The sequence below is a fragment of the Microcoleus sp. Pol7_A1 genome (assembly GCF_036701085.1).
GTDB lineage: Bacteria > Cyanobacteriota > Cyanobacteriia > Cyanobacteriales > Microcoleaceae > Microcoleus > Microcoleus asticus.
On record NZ_JAUBQD010000089.1, the window covers coordinates 1 to 18,896 of the forward strand.

Genomic DNA, 18,896 nt, shown 5'->3' on the forward strand with positions numbered 1-18,896 from the left:
GACGCATCTCCAACAACACTTAACTCGTGCTCAGTTTTTAGTATTAGGCATCTTGCTCGCTCTGCTGCAATCTCAAAGGCAAGTGAAGTTAGAGCGATTAGCATCTGTGTTTCCCTGTCCAATTACTACCGAAAGTCGGCGTCGGAAATTATAAAGGTTCTTGAGTTTACCTCAATTAACAATCAGTCAGATTTGGTATCCCATCGTTACTTATTGGTTAACTACCTATTGCCAAGTGGGTCAGACTTTATCAATTGCGATCGATCGCACTCAGTGGGGCAAGATCAATATACTCATGGTCAGCCTGGTGTGGGAGAAAAGAGCTATCCCTTTATCCTGGTCGCTGTTACCAAAGCTAGGAAGCAGCAATATAACTGAGCAAATGAATGCGATTGCAGAAATTTTACCACTGTTAAAAGATTATCAAGTAGTAGTGCTGGGAGACCGGGAATTTTGCAGGCGTCGAGCTGGCTAACTGGCTGAGGGAGAAACGTCTACATTTTTGTTTGAGATTGAAATGCTCTCTCTGTATCTAAACCGAACCTGAGATTTGGCAACCATTGAAAGAGGTAGGATTGGTTCCAGGAATTTCTCTCTATTTCTCAGGGATCAAAGTCCGAAAAACTCAACCAATTAAGGGCTTTGATGTTGCTTGTAAGTGGAAGAGGGAATATCGAGGTGTGTCGGTTAAGGAGGGTTGGTTTATTCTCACAAATTTGGGTTCACTTAAGATGGCGATCGCTGCCTATCAGAAGCGGATGGGAATTGAAGAAATGTTCCGAGATTACAAAAGCGGAGGCTATTATTTAGAGGGAACAGGCTTAAAAGGTCAGCGGTTGATGACCCTCATTTTATTAATAGCACTCACCTAAAGTAGTGCCATCATGCAAGGAACAAATCTCAAAATGAAATCGGTCAAAAAGTACATTGTTCGCCCTCAAGAGTCACAAACAAAATATGCAAGACGGAGTACCTTTGGCAGTGGTTTAGATAGCCACCAATGGCTAACATACCTGGAAAAATATGCCGACGCAGTTCAAGAGTTAATGACTTTAACCCCGACTAAGCGCTACTTTTACCAACAGGGGATGAGAGCTATAAGTCAGATTCAGTCTAGCTCTTAGCCATCCATCTTGTCACCCCCCCAGAGCTACGGCACTTGATTTGGTTAATATTAAGCACTTTAAAAACTGGTTTACAAGCTGCTGCTACTGTACTTCATAAACCTGGAATCCGCTGTATATGGACACATTAAGGCATCAAATATTAAATGTGTTCATGCCTCTAATAAAATAACTAATCTAGATGCAAGGAAACGCTGCTCTTGTACCTGGACGACTTCCCGGAGGACCAAAAACCCGGGAATTTTCATCACCCAGAGGGGATATCTAAGCAGGTTCCGTCTATCACTACGACTCAGAGTTGGTTGATAAAAGCTCCTACTGTTTCAACTGTCGCCATTGGTCGCACTTGCAGAATGAAACAACTGTCTCACCACGCCTGCTTCTAATCTTTGTCTGGCTTGAGTAATTGCCGAAATACACATAAAAATTGCCAAGGTTTACCAATTTTTCTCCATCCTTCATTAAGACCATAAATCAAATTTTTTAGTACATTCCGCATTGAATCTTTCGACCACAGACTCATGGCAATTACCAGACACACTACCAGTTGTGCTGGCGCAGGCGCGATGACGTTTCTCTTCAACCTTCGTTTTAGTAATCGCCGGTTCGATTGCAGTGGCCCGAATCGCCATTTCTATTGCTTTGAATATCTCCGTATTTGGGATTTTGGGAAATACTAATGAGAATTCTTTGAGATGCACGCTAACTTGCTTTCCCTTTTTGGATACAATACCTAGTAGTTTACAACGGTTTGAGCCTTAACTGAACCGTATTGAATTATAACCTCCCCGGGAGTAGAAAAACACCCCGCTAACGATCGACATAGAAGTGAAATTGTAAATTCTGTACCGCGATCTAAAGTCGATCTCACTTCTAGCACACCGCCGTGTTTATCAACCACAATCTGCCGTGCGATCGCCAAACCGAATCCCGTGCCTTTAGCCACACCTTTAGTTGTAAATAAACGATCGCATATCTTTTGTTTTACCTCTCAACGGGCGTAGCAGTAAGATGATTCTTTAGGCTCTAATATAGCTGATGGGAATCTCGATCGCTAACTCTGTACCATCTCCAACTCTAGAATTACAGGTTAATTTACCGCCATGTTTTTTGACAATACCATAGCTAACAGATAAACCCAAACCTGTACCGCTACCCACTGGTTTAGTGGTAAAAAATGGATCGAATATTCGGGATTGAATATTCGCTGGGATACCGGCACCATTATCAGTGATTTTAATTCTAACCCTGTCTTTTTCAATGAATTCAGTCTGAATCCTGATTGCAGGGTTTTTATTGGTTTTATTAATTGATTGAACAGCATCAATAGCGTTACTGATAATGCTCAGAAATACTTGATTTATCTCACTAGCATAACAAATTACATTGGGCAGATTTCCATACTCTTTAATAACTTGTATTTCTGATTTGCCATCGCTCAGTCTTAAGCGAGTTTGTAAAATTAGCAAAGTGCTTTCAATTCCGGTATGTAAATCTACTGCTTTCATGTCGGCTTCATCTAAGCGGGAAAAGTTACGCAAACTCAGGATAATTTGGCTAATGCGATCGCTCCCTACTTTCATAGATTCCAGAATTTTAATTAAATCTTCCCAGATAAATTCTAAATCCATTTCTTCTATTTTCGCTTGAATTACTTTACTGGGTTCAGGATACTCTTGTTGATAAATATTAAGTAAAATAAGCAAATCTTTGACATAATCCTCTATATGTGCAACATTACTACGAATAAATGTTACTGGATTGTTGATTTCGTGAGCAATCCCAGCTACCAGTTGACCCAGAGATGACATTTTTTCGCTCTGAATTAATTGTGCTTGGGTTTGTTGTAAGTTTTTAAATGCTTGCTCTAAATCAAAAGCTTTTTGGCTTAAATCTTCCGTTTTTTGCGCTACTTCTGCTTCTAAGCTTTGGGAATATTTCTCTATTTGTTTATATAAACGAGCATTATCAATAGAACTCGCCGCTTGAGCTGCGAGTATCTGGATAATTTCTACTCGATCATTAGTAAATGCTCCCACTGTTAAGTTATTTTCTAAGTACACAATACCGACGAGTTTTCCTTGCCGAATAATTGGAGTACATAAAACTGATTTAGGTTGATGAGCGATGATATAGCGATCGCCTGCAAATTCGTCGGCTGTACTTAAGTTGTCAAAAACAGCCGTCGCTTGAGTTCGTGCCACCGCATAAATCAAACTCTGAGGAATTTCCTGATATTGTTCCAGAGGAATTTCTAATATTTTTGTCTGCTTTTGTGTGGCTTGAGCGGCGACTAACCATTGTCGGTCTTGGCGCAGCACTAAACAACCGATTTGTGCTCCCCCATTCGCAAGCGTAATCTGCATCAAAGTGGCTAACAGTTTCTCTAATTCAATTTCTTGTGAAATGGCTTGTGCTGCCATCATTACTGCTGGAAAATCTAACCATAAATTCTCGCTACTACTGACGCTAGTTAGGCTTCCCATCCACGTCGGGTTGATGGTTGTCCCAGATGTGATGACAAAGTTAGCAGGTTTGAGAATAGCTTTCAGTAGTTGTGGATAGTGTTGTTCTAAATAAGCTACTTTAGCCTTTGCATCCCAACGGGAATAACAGTAATAAGCCTCAATCATGTAAGATTGTGCAACTTTTTCTTTTCCCCAATCTAAGTAGAATTTGGCAGCTAGTTCGTTGGCTAAACCTTCTTCTTGGATATAACCATTTTCTTTTGCTTCTGAAATGGCGCGATCGTACCAATCTCCAGCTTCATAATTCTTGCCTAAAACCCGGCATTTTTCTGCTTCTACTAAGTCAACTTTATGTTGGTGATTCATCGGGGCCTGGTTTGCCCATTCAGCCAGAGTGGTTTGATGGGTTTCTGCCAAAGCGAGAGTGTTCGCTTGCTCAATTTCTGACTGCGTAGAGCAGAGTGCCAAGTAGGTTAACCCGGCATAGAAATGGAAAACCGGAGTATGAATCATTGCTGCCGCTACCCTCAAATAGAGGCTTGCTTGGGAAATGTAGTCTAGGGCGTTGGTGTAGTTGCCAAAGAGATAGGCAAGCATTAGTTTGTAGTTATAGGCAAGAGCTAGTGCAGTAAGCTCACTATTCTGATTATGCTCAGGAAACATCACGGTTTCATCATAAGCCTGACCGATTAACAAATCCGGTTGATTGACAATTTCCCTCAAGTTCCGCACCGTCTGTTGTGTCATCTTCACGTAAAACATAGGAGAATATTGCTTCACAGTGGTTAAGACAACACAGTAATTTTCTATTTCTGCGTGCCAATCATCAAGCTCTACTCCCGAAAAAAAATTATTATATAAATAACTACTGACGCAGTATCCAGCATTGAGAAAATCACCTGTTTCCATTCCGACTAAATAGCCTTCTTTCGCCGTTGGGATTGCTGCCCTCAGTGGTTCTTGACGATGCTGAATAAAACAGCCAAACCAAAGTAAAGTGATACATTTAAATTCTGGCCAATTCAACTGATTGAGTAAGCTCAGTGCTACTCGCCCAAAGCTATAACCTTTTTCTACTTCTCCGAAAAAACCAGACAGCACAATGCCATAACCCACATACCCTATTGTTGATGCTGGTGCATTGCCAAATTGAAGTGATATACTGACCATTGTGGCACAAAGCAGAGGCTGTAAGGCAGGATTTCCCATAAAAATAGCCGGAAACAAGATGCCTAACAATTGCATCGCCGCGATTGTCCGAGGATCGCTCATCACGGGAAGGTTAACCAGTTCCTCAATCTGTTTGCCCTCCAGTTGGTTGGCAAGATTTTGTAATGCAATGCGTGTCAATGCTTCGTCAGTTTCATAGGGGAGTTCAATCCCCAATTGTGCTAGGGCATTGGTGCCGATCGCGATCGCTTCTAACATCTGACTCTGAGTTGTCAGTGCGTTGATTTGAATCTCAAATATTTTGACTTTATCTAGTATTGTTTTGGCCGATCGCAAAACCTGGGCTGCCATTTCTTCCATGCCATTAAAATCGGCATTTAAGTATGCCGTTTCAGCCGCAGCCACATAAAGATTCAGGGTTAATTCATACTGAGTTTGCCAACAGTTTTCTGTGAGTAACTCCAGCCCTGTTTTCACAAAACTTCTGGCGCCTGCATAAGCTGTAGAATTTCTGGCTTTCTGTCCGGCTGCTAAGTTCAATCTGGCTAAGACTTCCCGTTCCTCTGCTTGAGTCATGAACTCAATTCCTAAATTCAAATGCCCGACAATATCAAACAGCTTTTCCTCTTTTTCTATCTCTGATAAGTTTTGTTGGAGCAGTTGCCCAATATGGTAATGGGTCTGCTGTTTTTCCTCGTCAGGAATCAATGAATAAGCCGCTTGTTGGACGCGATCGTGTAAAAATCGATAAGTCGGATTAGCGGAATCATTGAAAACTTCCTCACTATCAGATTGGGTATAGAACTTATAGATTTTGGTAGTAGGAATTACCAAACCTTCCTGCAAGGCTTTCCATAAAGCTGTTGCACTACTGTCTGGTGATTTCTCACTGACAATTGCTAAGGTATTCAAATCAAACTGCGCCCCAATACAAGCCGCTAGTGTGAGACTCTCCTGAGTTTCTCTGGGCAATTTCTGTAATTGCAATGCCATGAATTCAACGACATCATCAGTAATTGCTAATGCCTTCACTTGGGCAATATCGCATTGCCAATATTGAATCTCGCAATCAAAGCTAATTAACTTGTCATCATGTAATGCTTTGAGAAACTGGGTCGCAAAAAAAGGATTACCTTGAGTTTTTTGATAGACCAATTTTGTTAAAGGCTGGGCTAGAGATGATTCACAATTCAGTGTATCTGCCACTAACTGATTCATATCAGGTTCCCTTAACGGCGGTAAAGTAATTGTATTCACCGTTGCCCCTGTTTTGACAATTTCATCCACTGTTAAAATAAATGGATGTACGGGGGAGACTTCACGATCTCGATACGCACCTAATATTAAGAGATACCCTGCATCTTGCATCAATAAGTTAAGCAAGTTCAGTGATGCGGAGTCTGCCCATTGCAAGTCATCTAAAAACATGACTAACGGATGTTCTTTACTGGTAAAGACTTGCACAAATTTTTGAAACAGGAGATTAAAGCGATTTTGGGCGGCTGTTCCTGATAATTCAAGGGTGGGTGGCTGTTTACCGATAATATTTTCTAACTCAGGAATTACGTCAATTAAGACTTGTCCGTTGTCTGCTACTGCGGTTAATATCTGGCTTTTCCATGTTTCTAATTGCCCATCTGATTCTGCTAGTAATTGCCCCATTAAATCGCGGAATGCTTGCACAAATGCCGAAAAGGGAATGTTGCGCTGAAATTGGTCATATTTCCCTTTAAGAAAATAACCCCGTTGCCGCACAATTGGTTTATGAACTTCGTTGACCACTGCGGTTTTTCCAATCCCTGAAGAACCCGCAACGAGCATCATTTCTGCTGCACCTTCGCTGACTCTTTCAAAGGCTTGTATGAGCGTTCCTACTTCGCTTTCTCGTCCGTAGAGTTTGTCGGGGATGATGAAGCGATCGCATACATCCCGCGTTCCTAACTCAAAAGTTTCAATGTTTCCAGTTTCTTGGCACTGCTGCAAACACCTTTCTAAGTCATGTTTCAATCCCAAGGCACTTTGATAGCGCTTTTCGGCATTTTTTGCCATCAGCTTCATCACCATATCCGAAACCACCTGCGGAATTTCTTCGCTATTTATTGAAGGAGGTTGTTTGGCAATATGGCAGTGAATCAACTCCATCGGGTCGTCACATTCAAATGGCAGTTTTCCTGTCAGCAGTTCGTAAAAGGTGGCCCCCAGAGAATAAAAGTCGGTGCGGTAGTCGATGCCTCGGTTCATTCTTCCGGTTTGTTCGGGAGAAATATAGGCTAGGGTTCCTTCTAAAACGTTGGGATTGTGAATTTCTTGAGTTTCTCTCGGAAGTAGGGAGGCGATGCTAAAGTCAATCAGTTTGACTTGTTTAGTTTCTGGATGTATTAGCACGTTCGCTGGCTTAATATCTTTGTGGATGACTCGATGCCTATACAGTCCGTCAAGGATGTCAGTTATTTGAATGGCGATCGCCAATATTTCTGCTAAAGCCCGCTTAGGTGCTTCACCGAGCCGTCTTCGGCATCGATCTTGGGCGTATTGCCGTAGAGAAATGCCGCCAAAATCCTCCATCACTAGCCCATAGCTGTTGCGGTAGGATTCCAGACTGTAAGGTTCAACGACTCCCGGCAGACGTAGATTTTTGGCGATGGTATACTGGTTGCGGAATTGCAGCAGTTCGCTGAAACTGGGATAGTCTCTATTTAATAGTTTAATGACAACTGGAAGCCGATCGATTTCTCGAATGGCTCGATAAACCACGGTTTTAGAACCACTGTACAGTTGCTCGATTAGACGGTATCCGGCAATTGATCTGGTTAAATCTATACTTGCATTCATTTTGGCTCTCCTAATCTCAAATATTGACTGCTAACAATTAATGTGCGGCTCTATTTGTAAGGGTTAAAGGCGACTATCGCATAATTAACTTCATCCGTTTGTAGGCAATGAGATCGTAAACTCCGTCCCTTCTCCTAATACAGAATTTACCTCAATTGTACCGCCGTGTTTCTCAACCACAATCTGCCGTGCGATCGCCAAACCCAATCCCGTGCCTTTACCCACACCTTTAGTTGTAAATAAGTGGTCAAAAATATGACCTTTTATCTCATCTGATATCCCTGACCCGTTGTCAGAAATACGAATCGTCACCCACTCAGAAGACTTCATTTCTGTCCGAATCGTAAGGCAATTGGCTTGAGCTTTAATCTTCTCTAAACTCCGTTCTCGATTTGATTCTTCCAGTGCATCAATGGCATTGGCAAAGATATTCATAAACACCTGATTTAATTGTCCGGGGAAGCAATCAACTGGTGGCAGGTTCCCGTACTCTTTCACAACTTCAATAGCGGGACGCTGTTCGTTGGATTTCAATCGATGTTTGAGAATCAAAAGTGTACTGTCAATTCCCTCATGAATATTAAAAGGAACTTTGTAATCTTTGTCGGCTCGGGAGAAGGTACGAAGACTGGTGCTGATACCTTGGATGCGATCGCACCCGACTTGCATCGAATTCAACATTTTGGGTAAATCTTCTAAGAGATATTCGATATCGATATCTTCAGCTTTTTCTTCAATCTCCTCGCCCGGACTGGGAAATTTTTCTTGATAGAGCTGCAAGTATTCTGTAAGATCTTTGACGGCAGCGATCGCTTCATGGATATTCCCAGAAATAAAACCGACTGGATTATTAATTTCATGGGCTACCCCGGCTACTAAATTGCCCAAAGCCGACATTTTTTCGCTCTGTACTAATTGCAGTTGAGATTGTTCAACCTGGTAGGCATAATCCTGCGCTTGCTGATACAGTCGCGCATTTTCTAGGGAAATGGCAGCCTGGGTGCAGAGGAAGTTGAGGACGAGGAGGCGATCGCTCGTAAACACTCCTTTGGTCGAGCGATGTTCCAGATAAAGTATCGCAACTAAGTTCCCGCGATCGAGAATCGGAGTACACAGCATACTCTGAGACTGATACTGGAGCGTACAGTCATTCATTAAACCCGGAATATCGGTTTTCCCGCCTTCAATAACGACAGTTTGCAGGGTATTTTTGACATAATAAATCAGCTTAAGCGGCATCCCCACAGAGTTATCCAGAGGTTGGGTTTGGAGTAGGGTTGTGGGTAACTCGTTATCTGGATTAATGTGAGTTATTGCCCGAATTTGCCATTCATCCCGATCGGGGAGTAGCAAAGCACAAGTTTCTGCCCCTGAAGTTTTTAAAATAATTTGGTTGAGGCTACCGAACAATTCATCAAGCTGAATTTTACTGGATAAAGCTTGAGCAGCTTGCACAATAGATGCGAAATCAAGTGCCTCGGAAATACTCGTGCTGCTATTGCTGGAAGTCTGCGAAGAGTGGCTAATCGTTGCTAGCGTCTCTAGAGGATTAAAGCGAAGTTTGGGCTGATTCAGGATGGGATAAAGTAATTGGGGAAACCTTTTTTCTAAGTCTTGAACCTTGGCGAGTGCACCCCAACGGGCATAACAGTAATACGCCTCCTGCATATAGCTGGCGGCGACTTTTTCTTTTCCCCATTCCCAGTAGAATTTTGCTGCGAGTTCGTTGGCTAACGCTTCTTCTTGGAGATATTCGTTTTCTTTGGCTCCTTTAACTGCAAAGTCGTAGCACTCAATTGCCTCTTTGTATTGAGCGAGAACGCGGTAACGTTCGGCTTCCACCAGTTGCCACTTGTGCAAGTGATTCATCGGGGCATGAGAGGCCCATTGCTGTAACTTACCTTGATTTTCTTGCACTTGATGCAGTCGATCGTCCGACTGTGCAGTTGATTCAGGCTGTATGGCAAGCGCCGTTAGAGAATCGTAGAAGTAAAAGACAGGTTCGAGAATTGTTCCCATACATCTTGTCAGGTGTTGTCTGGCTCGATCCGCATCCTTTTGTGCCTTAACAATGTCTCCCAGCCAGAAGTTCAATACGAATCTGTGGTGGTAAAAGATACACAACCGAAACATATCGTTGGATGCTTGCACCTGAGAAACCAATTCTTCCTCATAAGAATCTTTGCGTAAAGGAACCTCATCCTCCGATCGCCCCAGAAGGATCAGAGCTGTCTCCCAGTAAATTAAATAATGCTTGGCTGTAGTGATGATGTTGAGGTCGCGCAAATGCTGGTGGTAGGCGCGAATTTGGGGTTCGAGTTCGTTGAGCGGTTTCCCTGACCACAAGGAATTCAAGGAAAACATTTGTACAGTGTAGACAATGAATTCCAGATCGCCCGTTTCCAATCCCGCTTGATAGCCATCCTGAAAAATCGGTAGCGTTTCTCTCACATGAGCCACGCAGTGATGAACGTATCCCGCAAATACATTAAAAGTTGCAGCTCGGATATTTTTGGCCTCTGGCTCTGATGCCAGGCGATAAGCTAATTGCCCAAACTGCTGCACCTGTGTTATCTCTTGCCACAGCATATTGAGTAGGAATGCGTAGCTAACATAGCTAATCGGAGAAAAGAGACTATTACCAAATTGAATTGAAAGCTTGACCTGTAGTGCAACTACTAAGGGATAAAGCGGCGAACCTGTCAGGTAACACGAAGGCAGAATGCTATCAGCAATCTGCATAATGGCAAGCTTTTGAGCATCCCTCATCTTCGGCAGATGAATCAACTCCTCAATCGAGCGATCGCCGAGTGATGCGTTGATTTCCTGTCTCGCCTGCTGAATCTCCTCGGTCGTTGGGCTATCAGGCAGGCTGACTCCTAGCAATTGAAGGACATATTTACCTGTCGAGAGTGCCGCTAAAAATTCATTGCGGGAGTTCAATGACTGAATTTTTATTTGATAAATTTGCATCCGATCTAAGGGAGTTTTAGCATGGTGCAGCGTCGCTTCAATCCTTCGCTCCATTCCCTCAAAATCACCACACAACCAGGCAATCTCGGCAGCTAATTCGTGCAGGGATAACGTCATTTCATATTGTCGCTGCCAAGCTTCAAATCCTAATAATGTCAGTCCGACTGTGGCATACTCGCGTGCTGCTTGATAAGCGGTGGCGGCTCTGGCTTTGCGGCAAGCTGTGAGGTTGAGTTTGCCTAAGTCGTCTCGTTCGGTTTGTTCAACAACAAGTGTGGTTCCATAATTTAACTGATTGACTAATTCAAAAATGCGTTCTTCTCTGGCTTCTGCTGAAATTTGTTGTAGGAGTAATTGCCCAATTTGATAATGGGCGATCGCGCGTTCTTCTTCCGGAATCAAAGAATAAGCGGCTTGCTGGACGCGATCGTGTAAGAATCTATAGGAAACTGTTTGAGAAGTCGCTTCAGAAATCGCCTGTTCTGCGCCTACATAAAATTTATAAACTTCACTTTGGGGAACAATCAGTTCTTCCTGTAAAGCTTTCCACAATGCGGTTGCGGTTTCCGTCTCCGAACTCTCTGAAACAATTGCCAATGTTGCCAGCTCGAACTGGTTGCCAATGCAAGCGGCTAATTTTAAAACTGACTGAGTTGTTGCTGGCATTTTTTGCAACTGCTGCGCCATAAATAGCACCACATCATCAGTGAGCGCTGCCTCTCTAACTTTGCTAATATCGCACTGCCAATGTCCCGATTGGATTTCAAAAATAATCAATTTATCCTGATGCAAGGCTTTGAGAAACTGCGTCGCAAAAAATGGGTTTCCTTTTGTTTTTTGATATACCAATTCTGTCAGCGGTTGTGCCAACTTAGGATAACAAACTAGCGTATCCGCTACCAATTGATTTAAACTGATTTGGCCCAGCGGTGCTAATGTAATAGTGTTGAGTGTGGTTCCTGCCTTCCTCACTTCATCTAGGGTCAACATCAGGGGATGGCCTGGTGATACTTCATTATCCCGATAGGCTCCCAGCAGCAACAGATAACCCAATTGCGACTCATTGACGAGCAATTGCATTAACTTCAGCGATGCCGAATCCGCCCATTGTAAGTCATCCAGAAACATCACTAAGGGATGCTCTTTTTTGGTGAAGACAGCAATGAATTTGTGGAAGAGCAAATTAAAGAGATTTTGAGCAGCAATCCCTGATAATTCTGGGGCTGGGGGTTGCGATCCAATAATCCGTTCGAGTTCGGGAATGACTTCAATAATGACTTGTCCGTTGTCACCGAGCGCTTCGAGAATTTGAGTTTTCCATTCTTTGACTTTGGCATCACTTTCACTGAGTAATTGTGCCATAAAATCGCGGAATGCCTGGACAAATGCCGAGAAGGGAATGTTGCGGTTAAACTGGTCGAATTTTCCTTTGATGAAATAGCCGCGCTGCCGGACAATCGGTTTATGTACCTCGTTGACTACAGCCGTTTTTCCAATTCCGGAGAACCCAGCGACTAGCATTAATTCTGAGGTGCCATTTGCCACGCGATCGAAGGCATTCAACAGGGTTTGTACTTCGGTTTCTCGACCATAAAGCTTTTCAGGAATCAAGAAGCGATCGCATACATCCCGCGTTCCTAACTCAAAAGTTTCAATGTTTCCAGTTTCTTGGCACTGCTGCAAACACTTTTCTAAGTCATGCTTCAAACCCAAGGCACTTTGATAGCGCTTTTCAGCATTCTTTGCCATCAGCTTCATCACCATATCTGAAAGCACCTGCGGAATTTCTTTGCTGTTTATTGAAGGAGGTTGTTTGGCAATATGGCAGTGAATCAACTCCATCGGGTCGTCACATTCAAATGGCAGTTTTCCTGTCAGCAGTTCGTAAAAGGTGGCCCCCAGAGAATAAAAGTCGGTGCGGTAGTCGATGCCTCGGTTCATTCTTCCGGTTTGTTCGGGAGAAATATAGGCTAGGGTTCCTTCTAAAACGTTGGGATTGTGAATTTCTTGAGTTTCTCTCGGAAGTAGGGAGGCGATGCTAAAGTCAATCAGTTTGACTTGTTTAGTTTCCGGATGTATTAGGACGTTCGCTGGCTTAATATCTTTGTGGATGACTCGATGCCTATACAGTTCATTGAGAATGTCAGTTATTTGAATGGCAATTTCTAAGATTTCTGCCAGAGTCAGCGATCGCTCTTGGGCGTAGTCGCGCAGAGAAATGCCGCCAAAATCCTCCATTACTATAGCATAGCTGTGGCGATAGGACTCCAAATTGTAGGGTTCAACGACTCCAGGCAGACGTAGGTTTTTGGCGATCGTATATTGGTTGCGGAATTGCAGCAGTTCGCTGAAGCTGGGATAGTCTCGATTTAATAGTTTAATCACAACAGGAAGCTGGTCTGTTTCTCGGATGGCTCGATAAACTAGGGTTCTCGAACCGCAGTATAATTGCTCAACCAGATGATATCCGGAAACTCGGTTTGTCAAATCCACTGCTGCACTCATCTGGATTACTCCTTCTCAGACATTGACTATTGTAGCTAATTATACATTTTATTTGTTTGGTCTGAGGAAAATAGAACTACGAGATCCCCAAGAGACAGACTCTACCGCTCTTATTTTTTATTTTAAAAAATTTATCTATCAAGATAGTCTTATCCTTTCACTGGCAACAAAATTGTAAACTCCGTTCCTTCTCCCAATACAGAATTTACCTCGATTGTACCGCCGTGTTTCTCAACCACAATTTGACGAGCGATCGCCAATCCCAAACCTGTCCCTTTCCCCACTGCTTTCGTAGTAAATAAGTGATCGAATATTTTTTGTTTTACTGATTCATTCATCCCCCAACCATTATCAGCAATAATAATTTTCACGCGGTTATCAACTAAGGAGGTTTGAATGGTAATGCGGTTGGGATTAGCCTTGATTTCTGCAAAACTTCGACCAGTATTTGATTCATCCAACGCATCGATCGCATTGGCGAGAATGTTAATAAATACCTGGTTAAGTTGTCCGGGGAAACATTCAATCGCCGGAATATTGCCGTAGTCTGTCACTACTTCAATGGCAGGCCGCTCATCCGAAGCTTTCAATCGATATTTAAGAATTAAAATTGTGCTGTCGATGCCCTCGTGGATGTTAAAAGCAACTTTGTAGTCTTTGTCAGCTCTAGAAAACGTGCGAAGGCTAGTGCTGATACCTTTGATGCGATCGCAGCCCGATTGCATCGAGTCAATCATGTTGGGCAAGTCTTCGATCAGATAATCTAAATCAATCTCGACCGCATGATCGGCAATGTTGGCAGCAGATGCTTGGCTGCGATACAAATCTAGATGTTCTGTTAAGTCTTGAACGGTGGATTTGGCTTCATATAAATTGCCGGAAATAAAACCTATGGGGTTATTAATTTCATGGGCAACGCCAGCAACTAAGTTTCCCAATGCTGACATCTTTTCGCTTTGAATCATTTGCAATTGGGTTTGCTGCAAGTCATGTAAGGCTTGTTCTAATTCTTGAGATTTTTGGATAATGCCGGCTTCGGCACGTTTGCGATCGCTAATATCCAACAATAATCCATCCCAAACCACAGTTCCATCCGCGTGTTGTTCAACTCGAGCTTCAGCGTGAATCCATTTGACAATCCCTGATGGTGTAATAATTCGTCCTGACCACTCCAAAGGAGTCAATGTTTGTATTGAGTCGAGAAGCGACTGCTCGTAACTGGCAGCATCATTTGGATGTACCATCTCCGTGAAAAAGTGCACATTGGCGATCGCCTGTTCTGGCGTGGCTTCCAACAAGTCGTAACACTCAGCACTGATGTAGGTCAGATATCTGCTTCGATCGGGAGTCCAGCAGGCTTGATAAACAACACCAGGAACATTATCTACAAGTTTCTCAAAGCGAGAGTTACTCTCACTCAATTTAGCGAATGACTGCTCTAGCTGTTGGGCATAGGTTTGCGACTGCTGATAAAGTCGGGCATTTTCCAGGGAAATTTCCGCTTGAGCGCATAACAGATTGAGCAGTTCGACGCGATCGCTAGTAAAAGCTCCAGTGACTAAGTTATTTTCTAGATATAAAATGCCGATTAACTTGCCTTGATGCAAAATCGGGCTGCACAAGATACTCTTAGGTTTGTGTTGCTGAATGTAAGAGTCATTAATTAATTGCGGATACAATGTGGCATTAAAAATCACCGCAGGTTTTAAGCTGCGTTTGACAGTATTAATTAAGCCAATAGGTACATTCTGTGACTCTTCAACAGGCTGTGGATTAGTCAGCATTGAAGAAAAATCAACTTTAGCATTCTGATTCTTATCTAAGCTTAGCCTTGCTAATGCTCGAATTAGTAAATTATTTGACTCTTTCAGCATTAATACACACTTATCGGCTCCCGCATTTTCAATAACGATATGCAGCAACGATGAAAGCAGTTTTTCCAATTCGATTTCACCAGAAAGAGTTTGAGAAGCTTTCATAATGGCAGCTAAATCTAAAGCCACAGAGATATTGCTACTGCTAGAAGTAGCGGAACTGGTGGATGAGACACTCCATAATCTAAAAATAGTTTCATTCGTGGACAAGGTAGAACGGTTTGCTGTAATATGGGAGCAAGCAGTTGGGGATAGCGTTTTTCTAAGTCAACAATTTTGGCTGTCGCTCCCCAACGAGCGTAGCAATAGTAGGCTTCCTGCATATAAGCTGCGGCAACTTTTTCTTTGTTCCAGTCGAGGTAGAATTTTGCTGCTAGCTCATTGCTGAGTGCTTCTACTTGGATATAGCCGTTGGTTTTGGCTCCAGCAATAGCGCGATCGTAAGACTCAGCCACTTGCCAAGTTTGACTGAACTTGCTGGCTTTTTTTGCTTCTACTAGCTCATATTTATGTAGAAAATTTTCAGGGGCATGATTAACCCAAATCTTCATTTTTTGCTGGTTAGCATCCACTATTTTTAAGCATTCAATCTGTTGATTTTCCTCCAATTCCCGATATTGAGCTAGCAAAGAAAGTGAATAGTAGAAGTTATGTTCGCTGACAGCAAGTAATCCCGGTGCATTGCCAAGATAAGATCCTGCTAGTTTCAGGTAATTAATTGCTGCTTGATATTTACCGATCGAGTACGAAAACAAACCTCTAAGGACATACAAAATAAAAAGAGGAGTAAAACTTTTATTGGCAATCAGGTCAGACTCTAATTGTTCAGACTCTTGAAAATATTCAGGCAATTCAAACTTACTAAAGTCATTTTCCTGCAAGTTCAAAATAGTCAGGCGACCGATCTGAAGAATCGTTGTCGCATATTGATGCTTGAGTTGGGTGAGGATTTGTAAATAATCGTCAACTTTCTTCTCTAGTTCTGGCAAATGCACGCCCAGAAACAACAGACTCACGCAATGATGAATAATTGAATATCCCCCATTCTCTATATCTCCAGTTTCTAAGCCACTAGAAAATCCCTGCACGCCAATTGCTAAATCTATATTTTCTCGCGCAGGTTTTTTCCAGTGTCGGATGCAGTTTCCAAAGATGTTGCAAACCTTAGCAGTGTATGCTTTAGCACCCAGTTTTTCTAATATATCTAACGACATTTGACCCAATTGATAGCCCCGATCGATATCCTCCATGCTCGCACAAAGGAGCATCCCATAAAGACAATAACCATAGGGTGAATACTTTGAATTACCATATTGAATGGAGAGATAAACCAAGGTGTTAATAATTTCCATCAGTAATTCAGGTCGTTGCGCGTAAGCTGGAGCAGTTAAGGCAATTAAGACCTCCATTGCTGCTTCCTTCTGTGGATCGGCCATCAGAGGAAGATTGCTTAGTTTCTCAACTTCAAGTTGCTGCTTTTGAGGTGGATTTACTTCTAAACTTACGTTAAGTTCTTGCAGACAAGACAGCCCAACTTCGATGGCTTGATTAAACTGAGATTGCACATTATACAACTGTAATTGAACGCGATACACGGGTACGCGGTCTAAGATTGAAGCTGATTTTTTGAGGGTAATATCAATCAATTCTTCAGCTTGCTTGTAGTTGCAATTGAGATATTCAGCTTCCGAAATACTTGTATAGAGATGATGTGTCAGTGCGTAGTTAGTCTCCCAACTCTCACTCGATAACAGCGTCTTACCTGTATTTAAATACTTGAGTGCTGCTTCGTAAGCAGTAGCAGCCTTGGCTTTTTCACCTGCCTTTAAGTTGAGTCGGGCAATCAATTCCCGTTCAGATTCTTCTTGGAGTAAATTCACCCCATAATTAATCTGATTGAGGATGGTAAAAATCTTCTCTTCGAGATTTTCAGAGGCGGTATTTTCTAATAAGAGACGACCAATTTTTAAGTGAGTCATCTGCTTTTGCTGTTCGGGAATCAAACAGTATGCTGCTTGCTGAATCCGATCGTGTAAAAACTTATAGAAACATTGTTGGGTGTTGGGGGTTGAATGTTGAGTGTCGAGTTCCAAGTTTTGATAAAACTTGTAGATTTCGCTCTGGGGTAAAATTAGTCCTTCTTGCAAGGCTTTCCACAACACTGTCGCTGTTTCTATTTCCGACTGTTCGCAAACAATTGCTAGTGTTGCTAAATCAAACTGGTTGCCAATGCAAGCGGCTAGCTTTAAAATGTTTTGCGTTGCGGTGGGTAACTTTTGTAGCTGTACTGCCATGAATTCCACTACATCATCGGTGAGTGCTAGCGATCGCACCTGCGCTACATCACACTGCCAGGAACTTATCTCCCAGTCAAATGTAATCAGCCCATCCTCATACAACGCCTTCAAAAATTGCGTCGTAAAAAACGGATTGCCCTTGGCTTTTTGATAGACTAACTCTGTTAAAGGCAGTGCCAGTTCGATCGCACAACTAAAAGTGTCTGCAATCATAAGATTCACGTCAGATTGACTTAACGGAGTCAGCGCGATCTTGTTGACAATTGCCTTTGTTTTTTCGATTTCCTCCAACGCCAGCATCAGCGGATGGGCTGGAAAAACTTCGTTATCGCGGTAAGCACCAATAATGAATAGGTAGCCCCCCTCTGCTTGACTCATCAACAACTTCATCAAACTGAGGGATGCTGAATCTGCCCACTGTAAATCGTCCAAAAACATCACCAGTGGATGCTCTGGCGTGGCAAACACTTTAATGAATTTCACAAACAGTAAATTGAAGCGATTTTGTGCCGCACTAGCAGCAAGTTCGATCGCAGATGGTTGTTTGCCGATAATTTCTTCTAGTTCGGGAATTACATCGATCAAGACTTGCCCATTTTCACCCAAAGCAGACAGAATTTTGGCTTTCCACTGTTCTAACTGAGCATCGCTTTCACTCAGCAGTTGCCCCATCAAATCGCGGAATGCTTGTACTAATCCAGAAAACGGGATGTTGCGTTGAAACTGATCGTATTTGCCTTTGATGAAGTAGCCTTTCGATCGCACGATGGGCTTATACACTTCATTGACAATTGCTGTTTTGCCAATCCCCGAAAAGCCTGTTACTAGCATTAGCTCAGATGCGCCATTGGCGACTCGTCCAAATGCTTGGAGTAGGGTTTCTATTTCCGCTTCTCGTCCATAAAGTTTGTCGGGGATCAGAAAGCGATCGCACAGATCCCGTCGCCCAATTTCAAAGTATTCAATCTGACAACTTTCTTGAAGTTGAGTTAAACAATTTTCTAAATCATATTTTATTCCTAACGCACTTTGATATCTATTTTCAGCATTCTTGGCAATTAATTTATTAACAATTTCTGAGAGAACAGGAGGAATTTTTAAATTAATTTCATGGACTAATTGCGATGCTTTGGCAATATGACAATGGACGATTTCCATTGGATCGTTGGAGTCAAAAGGTAATTCTCCGGTGAGTAATTCGTAGAAAGTGATTCCTAAAGAATAAAAGTCAGTCCGATAGTCAATTCCCCGATTCATTCGACCTGTTTGTTCAGGAGAAATATAAGCCAGTGTCCCTTCTAACCCATTGGGATTGAGTAGTGTTTGTGTTTCTCGGGGTAGCAATGATGAGATACTAAAGTCAATTAATTTGATTTCTTTCGTTTCCGGATTGATGAGGATATTACTGGGTTTGATGTCTTTATGAATGATGCGTTCGCGATACAGTATATCTAAGGTATTGCAGAGGGCGATCGCGATCTGTAAAAACTCCCTCAAAGAGAGTCGATTTTTTGCTTTCAGTGCCCATTCTTGAAGAGAAATGCCACCAAAATCTTCCATGACTAACACATAGCCCTTTGGGAGCGTGTCACTTTTGCGACAAGTATAAATACTCAAAACAAGTGGGGCAAAGGTTTTGAGCTATTGTTGGCA

General features: G+C 42.6%; 8 protein-coding genes and 1 pseudogene. 3 read left to right on the forward strand and 6 right to left on the reverse strand.

Features of this window, described 5'->3' with window-relative positions; translation table 11 throughout:
- Positions 1-235 precede the first annotated feature (235 nt).
- From QUA20_RS29195 to QUA20_RS29205, 3 genes are all read left to right on the forward strand, one after another.
- Positions 236-475, forward strand: coding sequence for a hypothetical protein (locus tag QUA20_RS29195; protein ID WP_333193660.1), 240 nt, complete (start codon positions 236-238; stop codon positions 473-475).
- An 85-nt stretch (positions 476-560) separates the two neighbouring features.
- Entirely contained in the window at positions 561-872 is a 312-nt protein-coding gene (locus tag QUA20_RS29200) for a hypothetical protein (RefSeq protein WP_333193663.1), read from the forward strand.
- 33 nt (positions 873-905) lie between these two features.
- Positions 906-1,124: a hypothetical protein gene (locus tag QUA20_RS29205; RefSeq protein ID WP_333193665.1), complete on the forward strand. Its 219-nt coding sequence runs from the start codon at positions 906-908 to the stop codon at positions 1,122-1,124.
- Between the two features lie 155 nt (positions 1,125-1,279).
- Here QUA20_RS29205 and QUA20_RS29210 read toward each other — a convergent pair.
- The 6 genes and pseudogenes from QUA20_RS29210 to QUA20_RS29235 form a co-directional block, all read right to left on the reverse strand.
- Positions 1,280-1,707, reverse strand: a pseudogene (locus tag QUA20_RS29210) (transposase domain-containing protein); the annotation flags it as partial.
- A gap of 150 nt (positions 1,708-1,857) precedes the next feature.
- Positions 1,858-2,100, reverse strand: coding sequence for an ATP-binding protein (locus tag QUA20_RS29215; protein ID WP_333193675.1), 243 nt, complete (start codon positions 2,098-2,100; stop codon positions 1,858-1,860).
- 43 nt (positions 2,101-2,143) lie between these two features.
- Entirely contained in the window at positions 2,144-7,594 is a 5,451-nt protein-coding gene (locus QUA20_RS29220; protein WP_333193666.1) for an AAA family ATPase, read from the reverse strand.
- 90 nt (positions 7,595-7,684) lie between these two features.
- Positions 7,685-13,072: an AAA family ATPase gene (locus tag QUA20_RS29225; protein ID WP_333193668.1), complete on the reverse strand. Its 5,388-nt coding sequence runs from the start codon at positions 13,070-13,072 to the stop codon at positions 7,685-7,687.
- Positions 13,073-13,221: 149 nt separating this feature from the next.
- Positions 13,222-15,051, reverse strand: coding sequence for a GAF domain-containing sensor histidine kinase (locus tag QUA20_RS29230; RefSeq protein ID WP_445304728.1), 1,830 nt, complete (start codon positions 15,049-15,051; stop codon positions 13,222-13,224).
- Between the two features lie 14 nt (positions 15,052-15,065).
- The gene (locus QUA20_RS29235; RefSeq protein ID WP_445304729.1) at positions 15,066-18,803 is read right to left on the reverse strand and encodes an ATP-binding protein; all 3,738 of its coding nucleotides are present in this window, start codon (positions 18,801-18,803) and stop codon (positions 15,066-15,068) included.
- Positions 18,804-18,896 lie beyond the last annotated feature (93 nt).